This window comes from Rathayibacter sp. AY1A3 (assembly GCF_002930975.1).
Classification (GTDB): domain Bacteria; phylum Actinomycetota; class Actinomycetes; order Actinomycetales; family Microbacteriaceae; genus Rathayibacter.
On sequence record NZ_PSTO01000038.1, the window covers coordinates 1 to 17,495 of the forward strand.

Consider the following 17,495-nt stretch of genomic DNA (forward strand, 5'->3'; position numbering starts at 1 on the left):
GAGCCAGTAGTTCGTCGGTACGTCGGGGTTCGCCGCGGTGCCGAAGAAGAGGGCGGAGTAGTTGCCGTTCGGCACCTCGCGCTTCACCCAGGTCGAGACCGTGAGGTCCTCGCCCTGGTCGGTGACGACCGTCGCGGGGAGGCTCGCGTGGGGGCCCGTGCCGGAGCCGCCGGGCAGGGTGAGTCCGTCGGCCCAGGTCACGGCGCCGACCGCGCGGCCGTCGTAGTCGCCGGCGGTGTCGACGAGGTCGGTGCTCAGCGGGTAGTGGGCCGCGGGGGCGGGCGGCGTCGCGGCCGAGGCCGCCCCTCCGCTCGCGACGAGCCCGGAGGCGAGGAGCAGTCCGCAGACGGCTCCGGAGAGCAGGGCGGTACGACGGGAACGGCGCATGTCACATCCTTGTGAACGACGGAATTGTGCGATGTTACCGTGAACAACGACATGAATACAACGCGGATCACCGCTTCCCGGAATGCATCTCCCCCTTCACCGGGCGACCGTCAACTGCGGCAAGCAACCCGGCACAGCTCCAGCTGATCCTCCTCGAGGAGGAGCTCGAAGGTCGTGACTTCCCGAAGCCGGCCTCGTAGCCATCTGCGACACTGAGCAGATGTCCGCCTCCCGTCAGCTGCGCACCCTCCGGGGTCTCGCAGCGGCGGTGGTGGCCACCTTCACGGCTCTGTTCTCGCACGTCGTCGGCGGCGGGGACGCTCCCGGTCCTTTCGGCGTCCTCGCGCCGCTGGTGCTGTCCGTGCTGATCTGCACGGCTCTCGCGGGCCGTCGGCTCTCGCTCCTGCGCGTGTCGCTCTCGGTGGGGGCGAGCCAGCTCCTCTTCCACTCGCTCTTCCAGCTCGGAGCCTCCGGTTCGGCGGGCATCGGCGGGCATGCGCAGCACCTCACCACTGTCGATGTCAGCGGGATCGCCGCGGCATCGGCAAGTCATGCGTCCATGCAGTTCTCGCACGCCGTCGCCGCGGTGGTGACGATCGCCGTCCTGCACCGCGGCGAGACCCTGCTCCTCGCCGTGGCGCAGACAACGGTGCACGCGGCCGCCCGGTTCGCACCGCTCGTCCTCCTCACCGCGCCCGCTCCGGCGCCGGCGACGGCCCGGGCGTTCGAGCTGCGCGACATCCTCCCGGTCGCTGCGGGAACGTCTCCTGACACCTCCCCTCGACGCGGTCCGCCGGCTCCTCCCGCCTCCTGACCCCTGACGCGCACCGGGCAGCGGACTCCCCGCATCGGTGCACGGCCGCTGCGCCTGCACGCCCGACACGATCGGGCCGTCCGAGCGCGGGCGGCCGGCGTCCTCGGAGACAACTCCCGCGCGTCCTCCCCCGGGCGCTCAGGAGCCGATGAGCGGTGCCCTCGCGGACCGCTCTCGAAGGGAGCCGCCCCTGTGGCGCACACATCGAGCACCGACGACTTTCCCGCACCCCATCCCGTCACCGTCACGATCCCACCGGTCGAGACGGTCCTCCTGCTGGCGGTCCCCGCCGCGGTCACGATCACTCTGCTGGCACTGACGATGACGCGAGCCGCCGAGCCGCCGCTGCTCATCGACCCCGGCGAACTCGTCAGGCAGGGCCTGCCCGCCTCCCGAGCCGTGCACGACATCGCCGCGACGCTCACCATCGGGCTGCTCACCGCGGCGGTCTTCCTCCTGCCCGGTCAGCGCATCGCCCCCGGAGTGGTCTCGTACTCGCAGGACCGGGCCCTGCGGTGGGCGCGCTGGGCGGCCGCCATCTGGGTCGCGTCGGCGATCGCGGTGCTGGTCTTCACTGCGGCGAACGCGATCGGGCAGCCGCTGGACAGTCCGGGGTTCCGGACGCAGTTCCTCTTCTACGCCACCGAGCTCGAACTCGGGCAGACGCTCGTCACTTCGATCGGCTGTGCGACGGCAGTGCTGCTGATCACGATGCTGGCCCGGCGTCTCGCCTGGGTGGCCGCCGCGAACGCCCTGGCGGTTCTCGCGCTGCTCCCGCTCGCACTGTCGGGGCACGCCTCCGGCTCCGACGAGCACGCGAACGCGGTCAACAGCGTCGCCGTGCACCTGGTCGGAGTGACCGCCTGGGCCGGTGGGCTCGTCGCGATCGTCCTGCTGCGCCGAGCGGTCGGAGCCGAGATCGGAGTGGTCGCGTCGCGCTACTCCGTCCTCGCGGGCTGGGCGTTCGGCGCCGTCGCGTTCTCGGGACTCGTCAACGCGTCGCTCCGCGTGGAAGGCCCGGCGGATCTCGCGACCCCGTACGGGCAGCTGCTGCTGGTGAAGGCCGCAGCGCTGCTCGCGCTCGGCGGCGCGGGCGCGTGGCACCGCCTCCGGGTGCTGCCCCGGCTGCGTGAGGACCCCTCCGACCGACGGGCCTTCACGATCATCGCCGTGGGCGAGCTGGTCGTCATGGCGCTCACCATCGGCGTCTCGGTCGCACTGTCGAACAGCGCCCCACCCGTGCCCCAGGACCCCGTCGTCGGCGATGCCCGCCGCGGGCTGCTCGGATTCCCGTACCCGCCCGAAGCGACTCCGTGGCGGATGCTCACCCAGTGGCACATCGACGCCGTCTGGCTCGCGATCGCAGCAGTCGGCGCGGTGCTCTACCTCGTCGGCGTCGATCGGCTCCGCCGACGCGGCGACGCGTGGCCTCTCGGGCGAACGCTCGCCTGGGTCGTCGGCTGCGCGGTGCTCGCATGGACGACGAGCGGCGGTCCCGGCGTATACGGGCAGGTGCACTTCAGCACCCACATGATCCAGCACATGCTGCTGATGATGGTCGTCCCGCCGCTGCTCGTCCTCGGCGGTCCGGTGCTCCTGGCGCTGCGCGTCCTGCCCGTGCGGGGCGGCGGCGGCAGAGGGTTGCGGGAGTGGGTCCTCGCGCTGGTGCACTCCCGCTACCTGCGCGTCCTCTCCTCCGCCCCGGTCGCCGCCGTGCTGTTCGCGGGGAGCCTCGTGGCCTTCTACTACACGGGCTGGTTCGAGTGGGCGATGTTCTTCCACCAGGGCCACGTGCTCATGACCGTGCACTTCCTCGCTACCGGCTACCTCTTCTTCTGGGTCCTGATCGGAGTCGACCCCGGGCCCGCTCGGCCGGGCCACGTCCTCCGGCTCCTGGTGATGCTCGCGACCCTCGCCTTCCACGCCTTCTTCGGCCTGGCGATCATGTCCCAGACCACGGTCCTCGGCGAGGACTGGTGGACGGCGATGGACTACACCGACACCACCGCCCTCCTCGCGGACCAGGGCGTCGGCGGAGGCATCGCCTGGAGCGCCGGCGAGCTGCCGATGGTCCTCATCGCCCTCGTGGTCCTCACCCAGTGGATGCGCTCCGACGAGCGCGCAGCGCGCCGCTACGACCGCCGCGCCGACCGGGACGGCGAGGCCGAGCTCTCGCAGTACAACGACCGACTCGGCGTCCTGGAGGCGCGCAGCACGGGCTCGCAGCGGCCGAGCGTGCCGGCACCCCCCGTCGGACCGCCCAGCGCACTGTCCCCGACGGACCCGGAGTCCGCGCCATGAGACTGCGCGCTCCGTCCTCCCCCTCATCAGCACGCCCCACCAGCAGAGAGGCTCTCTCATGAGCACCCGTACGAAGATCGTCCTCGCCGCCTCCTCGGCCCTTCTCGCCGTCGTCGCACTCGTCGTCGCACTCGCAGTCCTGCGCCCGTTCTCGCCGTCGAGCGAGGCACCGACGACCGCCCTCGCCCCGAACAGCCACGTCCTGGACGACGCCGGGAACGGAGCGGTCACCCTCGTCCAATTCCTCGACTTCGAGTGCCCGTCCTGCGCGGCTCTGCATCCTGGCATCGAGGAGCTCCGGGAGGACTACGCGGCTCGCGTCACGTTCGCCGTGCGCTACTTCCCGCTCCCGTCGCACGCGAGCGGCGAGGCCTCCGCGGTCGCCGTCGAGGCGGCCGCACGCCAGCACCGCTTCGAGGACCTCTACCAGCGGATGTTCGACACCCACCCCGAGTGGGCCGGCAGCAGCGAACCGCAGGCCGCGGTCTTCCGCGAGCTCGCCCGAGAGATCGGCCTCGACATGGAGCAGTACGACGCCGACGTGGCCGACCCGTCGACCCTCCAGCGGGTCCGCTACGACTTCGACGCCGGTCGGGAGCTCGGCGTGCGGGGCACACCGTCGATCCTCGTCGACGGCGAGCTACTCGACGTCCAGCGCGTGGAGGACATCCGCGACGCACTCGATGCGGCGTTGCGCCGCTGATGCCGGACGCACCGGAGGGAGGCCTGCTCGCTGAGAGCGGCCTCCCTCCGGGGCGGCCCCGACGTCACGCAGCCGCCCGAGCATCGAGCGAGGGTGCAGGCAGGAGGACCGAGGACATTCTTCGACGATTCCCCAGCAGAGGGGCGGCAATGCCGGCGTCGAAGTGGAGTCACTTGATGCCACCCCGCGTCCTGGCGCGGTGATGCCGCCTGACATGGGTGAACGGGCCCTGCCTCACCGGATGACGCGCCGCCGCCCCGCAGCGCCGCGACGTCCGTCACCGCATGATCAACTGCTCAGGCGTCGAGGTCCCGCAGCCACTGCTCCACCGTGCGCGGCGAGAGGTCCAGCAGGACCTGCGCACTACGCGCCTCCTCGATCAGTTCGTCCGGCTGCGTGGCGCGCCAGCGATACGAGTCGATCACGGGAGTCATCCCCTGCTCACCGAACAAGGGGATCGTCATCGCGCCGAACTCGTCGGGGGTCTGCGCGTGGAAGACCACGTCCTTCCCGAAGTAGCGGGTGAAGCCGGCAGCGAGATCCTCGCCGAGGAGTCCGGGCAGAGCGCCGACGGCGACGACGCCGGAGACGTCGCTCCGCTCGAACAAGTGCACGGCAGCGTCGGCGACGTCGAGGTGCGAACTCCAGGACACGCGGAAGTCCTCCCGGATCGGATACGGGAGGACAGCCTGCTCCCGGACAGAGGCGATCACCGGCGGGAGGAGGAGGTTCTCCAGGTAGAGGCGGGGCGCGAGGACCGCGGTCGGGATGCCCGTCGCGGCGAGCCCACGCGCGAGGACCCCGTGCGGGCTGTCGTCCGTCTCCCCGAGCGGGTAGCCGCTGGTCGAGAAGACCACTCGCGCGGGGCGGGCCCGGTCGACAGCCGCGGCGATCGTACGAGCGTGCTCGAGCTGCTGCGTCGGAGATCCCAGAGCCAGATGGATGAAGACGCCCTCGGCACCGCTGTAGGCCGCGACGAGGCTGTCGACGTCGGAGGCGTCGACAGCGACGGCGGGTCCAGCAGTGAAGGCACCGGGGGTGCGGACGGCTGCGGTGACGGTCTTGCCGGAACGGAGGAGGGCGGCGGCGACGGGAGCGCCCTGCGCACCGGTCGCTCCGTGAACGATGTAGGTCATGAGAGTATTACTGCAGGCGTTGCACCGGTTACGTCAACTGCAGTAATGATGAGAGGGCCGATTCGATGTCGTTCTCCGCTGATCAGTGGCCCGAGTGCGGGATAGCGCGCTTCCTCACTCTCCTGGACGGCCCCTGGGCGACGCTCGTCGTCCGCGAGCTCCTGAGTGGCCCGATGCGGTTCGGCGACCTGATGAAGGCGCTGCCGGGAGTGAGCGCACACACCCTGACCAACCGGTTGCGGCGCTTTGAGACGTACGGGCTGGTCACGCGCACCGCCTACCCGGAAATCCCTCCGCGGGTCGAGTACGAGCTGACTCCGGTCGGTCACGGTCTGCGGCCCGTGCTCGACGCGATGAACGACTGGGCCGGAACCGTGCCCCGCATCGACAGCGACGACGCGGTCCCCGTGCCGGCATCGTGCTCCGGCGCCGGTCCCTCCCCGGCGGCCGAGTGAGTCGGCACCGTTCCCGGACGTGAACCGGCGCCGTCGATTCCCGCCTCCAACGCGAGGGGTGCGGCGGAGGACGCGCGCAAAGGCTTCCCAGCCGTGTCAGTCGTCACTTCCTGTCCATGCTCCTTCGACTGCTTGCAGCAGCTGGTAACGCTGTTCAGCGGTCAGGGTTCCGTCGAACTCGAGTACGAAGCGGTCGGATCGGTAGAAGTCGGCGTCGCTGTAGATGACGTCCTGTCGTGCGTGGTCGAGCGTGTCGAATCGATAGAGGGAGACGCCGTCGCCTGTGATCGCTTCGACGCATCCTCGGCGGTCGCCGCATGCCTCGGTACTGGGGACCGAGTCGCCTGTGAATCCTGGTACTCCGTCGTGGATCACGTCGTTCAGAGTGAGGCCGTGGCGGTCGTTATCGATGAGTCGATCTGCTGTCCAGGCGACACCGCTCGTGATCACCACGCCGGCAAGAAATCCGGCTGCCACGAGGGCGAGAGACCTGCGGCGGAGTGATATGGCGGGCACAGCGCTCACCAGTTGCACTGGTGGCTGAAAACGCTGGCCCAGTTCGCGTTGGCGGGGCGGGCCGCTTCGAGGTCCCAGTGGATGCCTGCGCCGATGATGACGCGGCCCCGGAGTACGTGGCACTGGTACTGCGGGTACATGCTTCAACTGTTCCTCACTGCTGACCAGGACGAGGCGAACTCTTCCCATCCCGCGGTACTCATGATGGTGAAGCCGGCGTTCCCGAGTCCCATGGCGACGCCCCACGATCGGCCGGAGAAGACCGGCCGCACCTGCAAGGCCTTCCTTCGGTTGACGGTCTCGGATGAGAAGAGGCGCTGTCCCAGCCGAGGGTCGGCGGTGATCGGGTACTGGCCCTCACCCGCGCTGGTCCACGGTCTGAGTGACGGTCGATCCGTCGACCGCCTAGTGGGTCGAGCCGTCGCCGTTGTCGATGACTTCGATGTCCGTTTCGGAGACGCTGACTTCCACCGCATCGTGAACGGCCTGCAGGTCCACCGTCAGAGGATTCTGTCCTGCAGCCGGGACAGACGCTTCAGCGGCCTGACTCAGCAGCATGCTCTCGCTCGACGAACTTCCCGGCGCGAGAGAGGTCGCCGCCGAGGCGGGGTCGACGTCCTGCAAGTCAGAAGTCCTCGTTGAGACGGAGGCGAGGACGTCCACGACCTCATCCGCGTCCGAGCTCGCCGTGGGCCAGCGAGATGCGGACGTCGACGAGGCCGCCAGCCCGACCGACGGCGCCGCATAAGCGGGTACCAGCGGAGCGCCGATGATCGCGCACACCGCCGTGATCGCGATCACCACTCTGTTCAGAACCGATTCCACCGTTGGATACTCCGTCATTGCGCGGCAAGGACGCGCCTGTCGCGCCGGACCGAGTAAAACGTGCTGAAGGAGTGTGCGCATCAGCCATCGGCATGGAAGGAGCCGCCACCTGACTGCCGAGTGGACGTGCTCAACACGTTCAGCAGGATCGACTGTCGGATGCGGCAACCCCAAGCGGGTGAGCTTCCCGTTTCTTTCGCCGAGTGGCTCGTGCAGCGCTTCCGGCGGTCTCTCCGCCCGGAGGAGGAGGAATCTCCAGCCGGTCGGCCGCTTTGCAGCAGAGCGCCATGTTTCACCGCCGCGAGTCGAGATGATGAGCGAGTGATCTCCGTGCTCATCGTCGATGACGAGGCCCTCGTCCGCTCTGGACTCTCACTGATCCTCGATGCAGGTGAGGGCGTGGAGGTGGTCGCAGCCGTCACAGGCGTCTCAGCGATCACCGCGGTCCGCGAGTTCCGGCCCGATGTGGTGCTGCTGGACGTTCAGATGCGCGACATCGATGGGTTGCAGGTTCTGCACGCGCTGCGCGCAGAGCCCGACCCTCCGATCGTCGCGATGCTCACGACTTTCGACCGCGACGATCTGCTCTCGGCGGCGCTGATGGGCGGCGCCGCTGGCTTCTTGCTCAAGAACATCGATCCCGCGGCGCTCGTCTCGATGGTGCATGTTCTGGCGTGCGGCGGAACGGTGCTCGCTCCGGGGGTGGGGCGGGCTTGCCTTGCCGCGGCCTCCGTCGATTTCGACGCTCGCGCTCGGGTCGAGTCGCTTCGACCGCGCGAGCGCGAAGTGCTGCGGCTCATGGCCGAGGGCTCGACCAACCGTGCCATCGCGAAGAGTTTGACCATGAGTCTGGGGGCAGTGAAGGACGACGTCAGCGCTGTGCTCACTGCCCTCGGCGCACCCAACAGGGTGCGTGCTGCACTCGTCGCGGCCCGCGCCGGCCTCGTCACGTCCTGATTCACTCGCCCCGCTCACCTGTCCGAATCGAGATGGTCAACGGCAGGACGAACAGCCGCCGACTGCAACGGCCTGTGAGATCAGCGCTCGCGGGTCTCGCACGCCGGGCGGGTCCCTTCCCAGGCGTTCGGGCAGGACCGGCGGCGAAGGCACGCAGTCGACTCTCACGGATGCCGACGATGTGACCGTCGTCGACCCGATCGAACGTCGACCCGTACCGCATGGCCTACGGTGCAACAGTGAGCGAACCTCCGAACAAGCGGCGCCGTACGGACCGAACCGCTGCACCGCCGCGGAGAGTGAAGACGACGACTCTCGCAGCCCGGTACGGCGTCGACGTCCTGCTCGTAGCGGTCGGCGTGCTCTCGCAGCTGCCCTTCCTGTTCTGGGCCACCCCGTGGATCGTCGCCTCGGGCCTCACTGCGGCGGCCGCAATACCTCTCCGGCATCGTTACCCCCTCGCCCTGATCCTCCTGTCCTTGCCGGGATTCATCTGGGGAGAAGCCTTCGTCCCCGTCGCCATCGGCTTGACCGTCCTCACGATCCGCGACGGACGCAGCTGGCGCGTCGGAGGGGCGGTGGCCCTCGTCTCCGCCGCATGGTTCATCCCCGAGCAGATCTGGGAGTACCCGGAGTTCGTCATCAACACCGTCCTCTGGGCGCTCATCTACATCGGCGTGCCGGTCCTCATCGGGACTCTGATCCGCACGAAAAAGGACCTGGCGCAGCGGGTGGACGAACTGACCCGGCTTCATCAAAAGGAACGGACACACGTCATCGAGAGCGCACTCGCCCGCGAAAGGACACTCCTCGCGCGTGAGATGCACGATGTCGTCTCCCACCACGTCACCTTGATCGCCATCCAAGCAGGAGCACTCCAGGTCTCCTCGCCAGACCACACAGCACGCGCCACGGCCACCACGATCCGCTCACTGGCCTCAGCAACCGTTGAAGAACTGCGGACGATGGTCGGCGTGCTCCGCGACGCGGGAGGACAGCCTCGAGAGCGAGTGAAGGAACCCTCCTCCAACGAACTCGCCGAACTGGCCGCCAGTAGCGACCTCACCATCCACGGAAGTCTCACGCCTCCACCTCTCCTGTCGCCCGCCGCGCACCGAGCCGTCTACCGGTTCCTTCAGGAAGGGCTGACCAACGCTCGGAAGCACTCGACCGGCGCTGAAGTCACTCTCATGTCGAACACCACCGCGGACCACTTCACCGTCTCCCTCCATGCCGGACCTCCCACCCGTCCGCCACTCGCCCTCCCCAGCGCACGCCATGGTCTCCTCGGGCTGCAAGAACGCGCAGCTCTGCTCGGCGGCACGCTCACAGCGGAGCTCGACGAAGACGGATCCCACCTCCTGACGATGAACCTGCCCAACCCGGCATCGTCGTGACGCGGCACGGCTCACACGGAAGGAAGGAGCCCCCGGAAGTCGATGCAGACGGCGTGACTCGTTCGACCTGGCCGCGGGTACCAGAGATTGCTACGACTCAGATGGCACCGGTCGAGGCGCGAGACGGTCGGGTTCTGTTCACGCTCGTCCTGCGACGTCCAGCGCCTCTTACGCGACGGGTGCTGGTGAGGTCTCGGTCGTCTCCTTCGTGACGGTGAGCGCGACGAGGGCAGCGGCGGCGAGGGCGGCAATCGTTGCGACGACGAAGGCGGCGGAGTAGCCGGCGCTGAGGGCTGTGTCACTGGTCGGGTCGGCGCTGGTGGCACTGACGGCGACTGCGGTGGCGGTGAGCGCGGCGAGGCCCAGCGCGGCGCCGACCTGCTGTGCGGTGTTGACGAGGGAGGAGGCGATGCCGACGACCTCGTGGGGGACAGCGCGTACGGCGGTGAGGGTAAGGATGAGGAAGCTGCTCCCGAGTCCGAACGAGGTGAGCAGGAGTGCCGGGGCGATGTGCATGAGGTACCGGGTCTCCGGAGTGATGGCCGAGAGCCAGAGGAAGCCGCCTGCGCCGAGGAGCAGGCCCGCGGAAGCGAGGAGCCGGGAGGGGACGCGCGAGGCCAGCGCGGAACCGACGCCGCTGCCGGCGATGATGCCGATGCTGAACGGGATGAACGCGAGGCCGGTCAGGAGGGGGTCGAGGCCGGCGACCTTCTGCAAATAGAGGGTGAGGAGGTAGAAGCCGCCCATGAGTCCGCCGCCAATGACGACGGTCGCGAGATAGGACCCGGCGCGATTGCGGTCGGTGAGGATCGTCAGGGGAAGCATCGGCGCTCGAGCCTGCCGCTGCCGGAGGACGAAGGTGAGAAGCGCGATCGCGGCTACCACGAGGGCGGCGAGTGTGAGTGGCGCGTCCCACCCGTTTTCTCCGGACTGGGTGATCCCGAAGACGAGGGACACGAGGCCGAGGGTCGCGGTGATCGCTCCCGGCAGGTCCAGGCGGCCGGTGCCGCGGGTGCTCTCCGGGAGGGTGCGGGTACCGGCGAGGACGGCGAGTCCGATCGGGAGGTTGATGAGGAACACGGATCGCCAACCGAGGGTGCTCGCGAGGACTCCGCCGATCAGCAGCCCGCCCGTGATCCCGATGCCCGACATCGCCGCGTAGACCGCGAGGGCCTTGTCCCGTGGAGCACCTGCGGGATAGGTCGTCGTGATCAGTGCGAGCAGGTTAGGGGCTGCGAGTGCCGCCCCAATGCCCTGGGCGGCGCGCGCGATGATCAGCGCTTCCGGGTTCCATGCGAGTCCGGCGACGACGGAGGCGGCGGTGAACAGCACCAGCCCGATGCGCAGCACCCGCCGCCTCCCGGCAAGGTCTCCGAGCTTGCCGCCGAAGAGAAGCAAACCGCCGAAAGCGAGGATGTAGGCGTTGATCACCCAGGGGAGTGTGCTCGCGCGCATGGTGAGCTCCGCCTGGATGGCGGGCAGGGCGATGTTCGCGATCGTGTCATCGAGAACGAGCATCAGCTGCGCGGTCGCGATGACCAGAAGGGCAGCGCCCGCGGTCCTCGAGGACGAGAGGGGGACGGCGGCGGAGCGGGTGGTCTTCACGATGGTTCTCCGAGTCGGCGGGTCAGTGGTGGAGGTGGTGCACGACGGCGTGGCCCTTGCCGCGGCTGATCAGCCAGCGGTTGACCGGCGTCGTGACCACGAAGGCCAGAGTGAGAGCGGCGATGAGAGAGCCCCAGAACAGGCCGCTCGTGACCCCCGCGTCCATCGCGCCGGGAACGGCGAGCATCGCGGTGTTGTCGATGATCTCCATCACCGCGATCGAGACAGTGTCGGCGGCGAGGGCGATCCCGACCGCCGCGCGCCAGGACACCCCGGCGCGCAGCACACCGCGCATGGTCAGCGCGTAGCCGAAGACGAACGCGAGGGCGATCGAAAGCACGACAGTGCCCGCGTTGTGCAGCCCGAGGCTCGTGCCGATGACCATGCCCAGGACCTCACCGATCGCGCATCCGGTCAGGCAGTGCAGGGTCGCGGTCGCGGCCATGCGCCACGGTGTGGCGCCAGCGGTGGTGTGCGTGCTGTGGTCGTGGGCGTGCTCGGTCATCGGTGCTCCTCGGGGTCGGTCCACGGGGTTCAACATACCCCCGGGGGGTATATTCCCGGTTTGCTCGACGATGTCCCGTGAACGAATGACGACGAGACATCAGACACCGTTCGGAAGCTGTCCTCAGCCCTGCGCGTCCGGCGGGAACATCCCGGTCGGCGGGGCGGCGTAAGGGAGCATGTCGCCTGATCGGTTCTCGTCCGTCGACGTCGCGAAGGGGCCGCTGGGTGAGAGTAGGACTCGCATATGCGGATCCAAATGATTGATCCAGTAGGCGCTCAAAGACCCGGCGCTCGTTCGAATCTCCTCCCACATCCGCCAGAGGGCTTCGATGCGGGTCAGTGCTTCGACGCTGCTCCACCACTCAGCCGCCCACCGGTCGCCGGCGGCCTGGCCCTTGGCCGTCACCCGGCGTCGATAGGAGGGCCGGAGGAACTTGCGGACCCACTCATCAGCGGATCCGAAGTACGTCGCCGGCACTTCCTCCTCGTCCACGTCCTCCACCTCAACGGGGTGCAGGCTGATGGGTCGAATCGGAGCCGAGAACACATCCGTGTCGACGTAGAACAGGTCCTCCTCGCTCATCGCTCACCCCGGAGACTCGCGTCCTGGTCCACATCGACGTCCGCCGCCGGCTGAGCCTCGAGCGGAGGCATCACCGTCACGACAGGCGAGACGGGTGCAGCGTTCGCGGGTCCGCTACTGGCGTCGTGGGCGGCGATGGAGGCGTTGATCGCGGCGACCTGCTCCTTCGGCCCGTTGTACCAGGGCACCGTGTCGACCAGGGCCGCGCGGGAGCCGGAGGAGAGCATGATGGCGCGGCCGCGGCCCATGCTGGTGAGGTCGGAGACTTCGAGGATCTTCTCTCGCCGCAGCGCCGAGGTGGTGGAGCGGACGCCCTTGTTGTAGCTGGCGGAGGTGGTCTCCTTGTCGTAGGTGCCGATCAGCTCGGAGAGGGTGCGTAGGAACTCGTCTTCCTTCCGCGACTCCGCCGGCGTACAGCTTCACGTTCGCGGCGGACCAGAGCTTGAGCATGCCGTCCTTGCCGAACACGCCGACGCCCTGGGACCAGGACTGGAACACGGCCATGATCGGGACTCCGCGCGAGCCGTAGTGGGAGTACAGGTCGGGGAGGTCCTTCCACCGGCAGACGTTCGCGGCCTCATCGAGGACGGCCACAAGGGGCGTCGCGAGGCGGCCTCCGAGGGAGCGCGCGGCGTGCTCCTCCGCGGCCTCGATCGTCGCGGCGGTCAGGGCGGTGACGAGGGGGCGGGCGGTTCCGGCGCCCTCCGTGGACAGCGCTGACCGCCGACGTGGCCGCCCCGCGGCCGTACACCTCGTGACGCCCCGGCGTCCGGCCGCTGGACCGGCCCCTCCTCCGCGGGTCGAGGGCTCCGCCCGGAGACGGCATGATCGCCTGATGGGACGCATCCGCTTCAGCAGTCCGGGCTGGGACGAGGACACCGACCGGGGTCCGGCACCCGATCCCGACCGGGCCCGGTACTCCCGGGACGACGGGGCGAGGTTCACCGCGATCACGCTCACCTGCCTGTCCGTCCTCCCGTCCCTCGTCCTGACGGCCGCGTTCTTCCTCGTACGGCTCCCTCCCCTGGACCGCGACGACCAGCCCGACTGGACGGCACCGGCCGCGGACGTCCTGGCTCCGTGGCTGCTGCTGTTCCTGCTCCCGCCGCTGGTCACGGGGCTGCTCGCCCGTCTGGTCGGCGGGCGGGACTCCTCCCACGGATTCCTCCCCTCCGCCGCGGTCTGCCTCGTGGTGATGGCGCCGTTCCTCGGACTCTCGGCCCTCTCGCTCCTCGGCTAGGCGCCGCCGCCCGGGAGCATCAGCATCGCGAATCCGGCGGTCGCAGCGGCCAGGACGACGCTGATCGGAACGGACCAGCGGGGCCGGTAGGCGCCGATGACGAGGGCGGCGAAGGCGAGGACCGCGCCGACCCCGACGACGGCGAACCACTGGAGGAAGGGCCACGCCGGCCCGGCGAGGCAGTCGATCGGCGGATCCTGGACCTCGAGGAATGTGCTGCGGTAGGTGCTCGCGCAGCCGGCGAGGAGCAGTCCGCTGACGGCGGCGCCGAGCCCGGCGAGCACACCGGCGACCACCCCTCCGATCGTCCCGACGAGGGCGAGCAGCGCCGCGACCGGCTCCGCGGCGGCCGTGCGACCGGGGCCTCCGGGCCGTCCGCCCCTCACGCCTGCAGGACCACCGCGCCGTAGTGGGTGCCGGCGCCCGTGCCCACCAGCAGCACCGACTCCCCCGGCTGCACGCGCGAGCGGTGCAGGGCCAGCGGGATCGCGCTGCCGATCGTGTTGCCGACCTCGCCGAGCGTGATCGTCATGCGGTCGCGACCCCAGAGGCGGGCCATGCCCTCGAGCCCGGCCGCGCTGGTCTGGTGCGGGACGACCCGGTCGATGCCGGGGAGCCCGGTCGAGAGGCCGGGGCGCACCTCCTCCAGGAACGCCGGGAAGTGCCGCAGCGCGTCGACGAGCAGCGCCTTGCCCTGCATGTCGAAGCGGAAGTCGGCGAGCCGGTCGGGCGCCTCCTCGATGCGGATCCGCGAGCCGAAGCCGCGCAGCTCCGCGTGGCGCACACCGCTCGGGCGGGTGCGGAAGTGCGTGGTGACCAGGCCCTGGCCCGGAGTCTCGGCGCGGCCGATCACGACGGCGGCGGCCGCGTCGCCGAAGAGCAGGGCGCTCTCGGGCTGGCCCGGGTCGATGCCGCGGCTGCCGCAGTCGGTCGAGACGATGAGCACGGTGTCGGCGCGCCCCGTGGCGAGGAGGAACCCCGCCTCCTGCAGAGCGAAGAGGAACGACAGGCAGGTGGCGCCGACGCTGTACGCCGAGACGTCGTCGAGGCCGAGGCCCGCCGCGAGCAGCGCGCCTCCGTCCGGGATCGCCTGCAGCTGAGTGCCCGAGGCGTTGAGCACCACGTCGACCGTGTCGAGCCCGGCCGCCGCGAGAGCCCGGCGGGCGGCGAGCAGGCCGAGCTCCAGCGGGTCCTCGTCGTCGGCCACCCAGTGACGGGTGCGCACGCCGGAGCGGCGCTCGGCCTCGTCGGCGGGCAGGCCGCAGAGCGCGGCGACCTCGGCGGTCGTGACGATCCGCTCGGGCAGCGCCTCGCCCGTGCCGAGGATGCGGAGCGGGAGGAGGTCGGGCACGCGGGCCCCTTCCTGCCCCGGGACGTGCGGAGCGAATCCCTGTATAGCGCGCCTCTGTACCTCCGCGCGCACTGTTCGGCGCGGTTTGACGGCACGGGCCCCCGCCGACACCATGGTCCCGGAGCGGGGGACGGATGGACGCGCGCGGATTCTGGGTGGTCGTGCCCTTCCTCGACGAGGAGAAGCTGCTCGGCGGCGCCCTCGACGCGCTCGCCCGCCAGACCGATCCGGACTTCACCCTCCTGCTCGTCGACAACGGCAGCACCGACGGCTCGCGCGCCGTGATCGAGGAGTTCCGCCGCCGGTGCCCGGAGCGGCAGGTCGCCGTGATCGACGAGGCGCAGAAGGGCACGGGAGCCGCCTCCGACACCGGCTTCCGCCACGCGATCGCCGAGGGCGCGACGGCCGTCGCCCGCACCGACGCCGACTGCCTGCCGAGCGCCGACTGGGTGGCGCGCCTCAAGGCCGACCTCCGCGCCGGCGCCCGCTTCGTCGGCGGCCGCCTGTCCCCGCGGCGGGACGAAGCCGTCTACCGCTGGTACGACGGCGTGCTCGGCACCGCGCTGATCCGCCTGATGGAGCACGCGCCGGCCGTCTTCTACCGCCGCCGCGGCCAGCGGTACCGGATGTTCATGGCCGCCGGCTGCAACCTCGCGATCGACGCCGCGCTGTACCTCCAGGTCGACGGCTTCCCGCGCTCGAGCATCGACGACACCGACGAGGACCTGGAGCTGCACCTCAAGGTCTGCCAGGTGATCGGGCGGAGCGAGGCGCTGCTCGACAAGCACGCGGTCGTGCTGATGTCGATCCGGAAGGGCAAGGCGCTCGGGTACCTGGGGATCCTGCTCTGGTACTGGGGCCGCAAGCGCGGGCTGGAGGTCGTCGATGTCCGATGAGCGCCGGCGCCGCGTGCTGATCACCGGGGCGACGGGCTTCCTCGGCGGCTACGCGGTGCGCGAGTTCCTGACCGCGGGCGACGACGTGCTCGCCACCGGTCGCGCCCCCGAGGCGCTGGCGCGGCTGGAGGAGGAGGGCGCCACGGTCCTCCGCGCCGACCTCGCCGAGCTGGGCGCGACGACCGTCGAGGCCGACGTGCTCGTGCATGCAGCGGCGCTCTCGAGCCCGTGGGGCACGTGGAGCGAGTTCGAGCGCGCGAACGTCGCGGGGACGGAGTCGATGATCGCGCTGGCCGAGCGCTGCGGGATCCGCCGGTTCGTCTTCGTCTCGTCGCCGAGCATCTACTCCGCCCGGCGCCACCAGTACCTGGTGCGGGAGGAGGAGGTCGACAACGCCAGCCGGATGAGCCTCTACATCCGCAGCAAGATCGAGGCCGAGCGGCTGCTGCAGGAGGCGCACCGCGCCGGCCGGATCCCCGAGCTCGTGATCCTGCGCCCTCGCGGCCTGATCGGCGTCGGCGACCCCAGCCTCCTCCCCCGCTTCGTCGCCGCGAGCCGCCGCCGCGGCATCCCCCTCTTCGACGGCGGCCGGAACCCCGTCGACATCACCTGCGTCGAGAACGCCGCGCACGCGCTGGTGCTCGCCGCCGACGCTCCCGTGGCCGACGGCGGCGTCTACAACATCACCAACGGCGAGCCCGCTCCGCTCGGCGACCTCCTCGAGCGCTTCTTCGCCGCGATGGGCGAGGAGCCGCGCTTCATCCGGGTGGACCTGCGCGTGCTGACCGCGCTCGCCGAGATCCTGGAGCGGGTCTACCGGCTGCTGCCCGGCCGCGAGCCGCCGTTCACCCGCTACACCGTGGCGACCCTCGCCTACGCGCAGACCCTCGACATCACGAGGGCGCGCACCGAGCTCGGCTACGAGCCGACCGTGCCGCTGGCCGAGGGCATCCGCCGGGTCGGCGAGCACCTGAGGAGGACGCGTGGCTGAGTCGTCGCTGCAGGTGATGGCGTGCGGGAGCACCGTCTTCCCGCTGTCCCGGGTGTTCCGCGGGAGGGGGCTCCCCCGCCGCGTCTTCCCCTCGAACGTCTTCCTCTACACGCACGCGAGCGGCCGACGGGTGCTCGTGGACACGGGCTACCCGCCGACGTTCCGCGGAACGGGCCTCATCGGACGGCTGTACGAGCAGATCCTGCCCGCGACGGTGCCGGACGACGAGACCGTCGACCAGCGGCTGCTCGCCCTCGGCCTGACCCCGGCCGACGTGGAGTTCGTGGTGCTCACGCACCTGCACCCGGACCACGTGGGCGGTGTGCGCTGGTTTCCGGACGCGACGTTCGTGCTGTCCTCGGGCCAGGTCGCCTCCGTGCGACGGAACCGGGTGCGCGAGGGGATCTTCCGCGCGCTCCTGCCGCCGTGGTTCGCGGCCGGGATCGTGGCGGACGAGCAGCCCGCGACGACGATCGCGGGGCTGACCGGATTCGACCTGTTCGGCGACGGGTCGCTGCTCGTGGTGCCGCTCCCGGGGCATGCGCGCGGGCACCTGGGGGCGCTCGTCGAGGGGCGCGTGCTGGTGGCCGGGGACGCGGCGTGGGGGCGGGAGTTCCTCGGCTGGTCCGGGCGCCTGCGCCGGCTGCCGCGGTTCATCAGCGACGACGCGCGGGCGCACGAGCGGACGTCCGAGGTGCTCGAGCGGGTGGAGGCGGCGGGCGTGCGGCTGCGCTTCTCGCACGACGCGTATCCGGAGGGGGACGTGCGGCTGGGTGGCGCGGCACCCGTCGGCAGGAAGTCGCCGACCTGACGGCGGGACGGCTCGCGTCG

The 17,495-nt window shown here is 70.4% G+C and carries 21 protein-coding genes and 1 pseudogene; 10 read left to right on the forward strand and 12 right to left on the reverse strand.

What is annotated here, in order from left to right:
• A partial coding sequence (locus C5C10_RS14615) for a hypothetical protein (protein WP_374953355.1) occupies nucleotides 1–387 on the reverse strand: 387 nt, incomplete at its 3' end.
• A 220-nt stretch (nucleotides 388–607) separates the two neighbouring features.
• On the opposite strand from C5C10_RS14615, the gene C5C10_RS14620 reads away from it, so the two are divergent.
• The 3 genes from C5C10_RS14620 (at nucleotide 608) to C5C10_RS14630 (ending at nucleotide 4,205) form a co-directional block, all read left to right on the forward strand.
• The gene (locus C5C10_RS14620) at nucleotides 608–1,201 is read left to right on the forward strand and encodes a hypothetical protein (protein WP_104329611.1); all 594 of its coding nucleotides are present in this window, start codon (nucleotides 608–610) and stop codon (nucleotides 1,199–1,201) included.
• 192 nt (nucleotides 1,202–1,393) lie between these two features.
• Nucleotides 1,394–3,502, forward strand: coding sequence for a bifunctional copper resistance protein CopD/cytochrome c oxidase assembly protein (locus C5C10_RS14625; protein WP_258060609.1), 2,109 nt, complete (start codon nucleotides 1,394–1,396; stop codon nucleotides 3,500–3,502).
• Nucleotides 3,503–3,560: 58 nt separating this feature from the next.
• Nucleotides 3,561–4,205, forward strand: a complete 645-nt coding sequence (locus C5C10_RS14630) for a thioredoxin domain-containing protein (protein WP_104329612.1) — start codon at nucleotides 3,561–3,563, stop codon at nucleotides 4,203–4,205.
• 296 nt (nucleotides 4,206–4,501) lie between these two features.
• Here the strand turns inward: C5C10_RS14630 and C5C10_RS14635 are convergent, their stop codons facing one another.
• On the reverse strand, nucleotides 4,502–5,341 hold the full coding sequence (locus tag C5C10_RS14635; protein ID WP_104329613.1) for an SDR family oxidoreductase: 840 nt from the start codon (nucleotides 5,339–5,341) through the stop codon (nucleotides 4,502–4,504).
• Nucleotides 5,342–5,406: 65 nt separating this feature from the next.
• Here C5C10_RS14635 and C5C10_RS14640 point away from each other — a divergent pair, with 65 nt between their 5' ends.
• Complete coding sequence (locus tag C5C10_RS14640) at nucleotides 5,407–5,796, forward strand: helix-turn-helix domain-containing protein (protein ID WP_104329614.1); 390 nt, start codon at nucleotides 5,407–5,409, stop codon at nucleotides 5,794–5,796.
• A gap of 96 nt (nucleotides 5,797–5,892) precedes the next feature.
• On the opposite strand, the gene C5C10_RS14645 is transcribed toward C5C10_RS14640, so the two are convergent.
• From C5C10_RS14645 to C5C10_RS14650, 3 genes are all read right to left on the reverse strand, one after another.
• On the reverse strand, nucleotides 5,893–6,321 hold the full coding sequence (locus C5C10_RS14645) for a hypothetical protein (protein WP_146082178.1): 429 nt from the start codon (nucleotides 6,319–6,321) through the stop codon (nucleotides 5,893–5,895).
• A complete protein-coding gene (locus C5C10_RS18265) occupies nucleotides 6,318–6,452 on the reverse strand; it encodes a hypothetical protein (RefSeq protein WP_258060610.1) in 135 nt (44 codons plus the stop codon). Before C5C10_RS18265 ends, C5C10_RS14645 begins: the two co-directional genes overlap by 4 nt.
• Nucleotides 6,453–6,717: 265 nt before the next feature.
• Nucleotides 6,718–7,137 carry a hypothetical protein gene (locus C5C10_RS14650; RefSeq protein WP_146082179.1) on the reverse strand — a complete coding sequence of 140 codons (420 nt, stop codon included), beginning with the start codon at nucleotides 7,135–7,137 and terminating at the stop codon, nucleotides 6,718–6,720.
• Between the two features lie 321 nt (nucleotides 7,138–7,458).
• Between C5C10_RS14650 and C5C10_RS14655 the strand changes: the two genes are divergently transcribed.
• Both C5C10_RS14655 and C5C10_RS14660 read left to right on the forward strand, forming a co-directional pair.
• Nucleotides 7,459–8,094: a response regulator transcription factor gene (locus tag C5C10_RS14655; RefSeq protein WP_219813274.1), complete on the forward strand. Its 636-nt coding sequence runs from the start codon at nucleotides 7,459–7,461 to the stop codon at nucleotides 8,092–8,094.
• Between the two features lie 359 nt (nucleotides 8,095–8,453).
• Nucleotides 8,454–9,491, forward strand: a complete 1,038-nt coding sequence (locus C5C10_RS14660) for a sensor histidine kinase (protein ID WP_181073477.1) — start codon at nucleotides 8,454–8,456, stop codon at nucleotides 9,489–9,491.
• Nucleotides 9,492–9,659: 168 nt separating this feature from the next.
• Here the strand turns inward: C5C10_RS14660 and C5C10_RS14665 are convergent, their stop codons facing one another.
• The 5 genes and pseudogenes from C5C10_RS14665 to C5C10_RS18275 form a co-directional block, all read right to left on the reverse strand.
• Nucleotides 9,660–11,096, reverse strand: coding sequence for an MFS transporter (locus C5C10_RS14665; protein WP_104329618.1), 1,437 nt, complete (start codon nucleotides 11,094–11,096; stop codon nucleotides 9,660–9,662).
• Between the two features lie 22 nt (nucleotides 11,097–11,118).
• Nucleotides 11,119–11,601 (reverse strand): DUF4396 domain-containing protein, encoded by a 483-nt coding sequence (locus C5C10_RS14670; protein WP_104329619.1) that lies wholly within the window; start codon nucleotides 11,599–11,601, stop codon nucleotides 11,119–11,121.
• 123 nt (nucleotides 11,602–11,724) lie between these two features.
• On the reverse strand, nucleotides 11,725–12,186 hold the full coding sequence (locus C5C10_RS14675; protein WP_104329620.1) for a DUF4913 domain-containing protein: 462 nt from the start codon (nucleotides 12,184–12,186) through the stop codon (nucleotides 11,725–11,727).
• On the reverse strand, nucleotides 12,183–12,434 hold the full coding sequence (locus C5C10_RS18270; protein WP_258060611.1) for a hypothetical protein: 252 nt from the start codon (nucleotides 12,432–12,434) through the stop codon (nucleotides 12,183–12,185). Before C5C10_RS18270 ends, C5C10_RS14675 begins: the two co-directional genes overlap by 4 nt.
• A 211-nt stretch (nucleotides 12,435–12,645) precedes the next feature.
• Nucleotides 12,646–13,032 (reverse strand): annotated as a pseudogene (locus tag C5C10_RS18275) (TraM recognition domain-containing protein); the annotation flags it as partial.
• On the opposite strand from C5C10_RS18275, the gene C5C10_RS14685 reads away from it, so the two are divergent.
• Nucleotides 13,022–13,426 carry a hypothetical protein gene (locus C5C10_RS14685; protein WP_104329621.1) on the forward strand — a complete coding sequence of 135 codons (405 nt, stop codon included), beginning with the start codon at nucleotides 13,022–13,024 and terminating at the stop codon, nucleotides 13,424–13,426. The pseudogene C5C10_RS18275 and the gene C5C10_RS14685 sit on opposite strands and share 11 nt — an antisense overlap.
• On the opposite strand, the gene C5C10_RS14690 is transcribed toward C5C10_RS14685, so the two are convergent.
• Both C5C10_RS14690 and C5C10_RS14695 read right to left on the reverse strand, forming a co-directional pair.
• Nucleotides 13,423–13,812: a hypothetical protein gene (locus C5C10_RS14690; protein ID WP_104329622.1), complete on the reverse strand. Its 390-nt coding sequence runs from the start codon at nucleotides 13,810–13,812 to the stop codon at nucleotides 13,423–13,425. The two genes, C5C10_RS14685 and C5C10_RS14690, sit on opposite strands and share 4 nt — an antisense overlap.
• Nucleotides 13,809–14,777, reverse strand: a complete 969-nt coding sequence (locus C5C10_RS14695) for a 3-oxoacyl-ACP synthase III family protein (protein WP_219813275.1) — start codon at nucleotides 14,775–14,777, stop codon at nucleotides 13,809–13,811. Before C5C10_RS14695 ends, C5C10_RS14690 begins: the two co-directional genes overlap by 4 nt.
• 134 nt (nucleotides 14,778–14,911) lie before the next feature.
• Here C5C10_RS14695 and C5C10_RS14700 point away from each other — a divergent pair, with 134 nt between their 5' ends.
• The 3 genes from C5C10_RS14700 to C5C10_RS14710 are packed head-to-tail and all read left to right on the forward strand — an operon-like array spanning nucleotide 14,912 to nucleotide 17,475.
• The gene (locus C5C10_RS14700; RefSeq protein WP_104329624.1) at nucleotides 14,912–15,673 is read left to right on the forward strand and encodes a glycosyltransferase family A protein; all 762 of its coding nucleotides are present in this window, start codon (nucleotides 14,912–14,914) and stop codon (nucleotides 15,671–15,673) included.
• A complete protein-coding gene (locus C5C10_RS14705) occupies nucleotides 15,663–16,664 on the forward strand; it encodes an NAD(P)-dependent oxidoreductase (RefSeq protein WP_104329625.1) in 1,002 nt (333 codons plus the stop codon). Before C5C10_RS14700 ends, C5C10_RS14705 begins: the two co-directional genes overlap by 11 nt.
• Nucleotides 16,657–17,475, forward strand: coding sequence for an MBL fold metallo-hydrolase (locus C5C10_RS14710; protein ID WP_104329626.1), 819 nt, complete (start codon nucleotides 16,657–16,659; stop codon nucleotides 17,473–17,475). The genes C5C10_RS14705 and C5C10_RS14710 overlap by 8 nt, the downstream gene beginning before the upstream one ends.
• Nucleotides 17,476–17,495 lie beyond the last annotated feature (20 nt).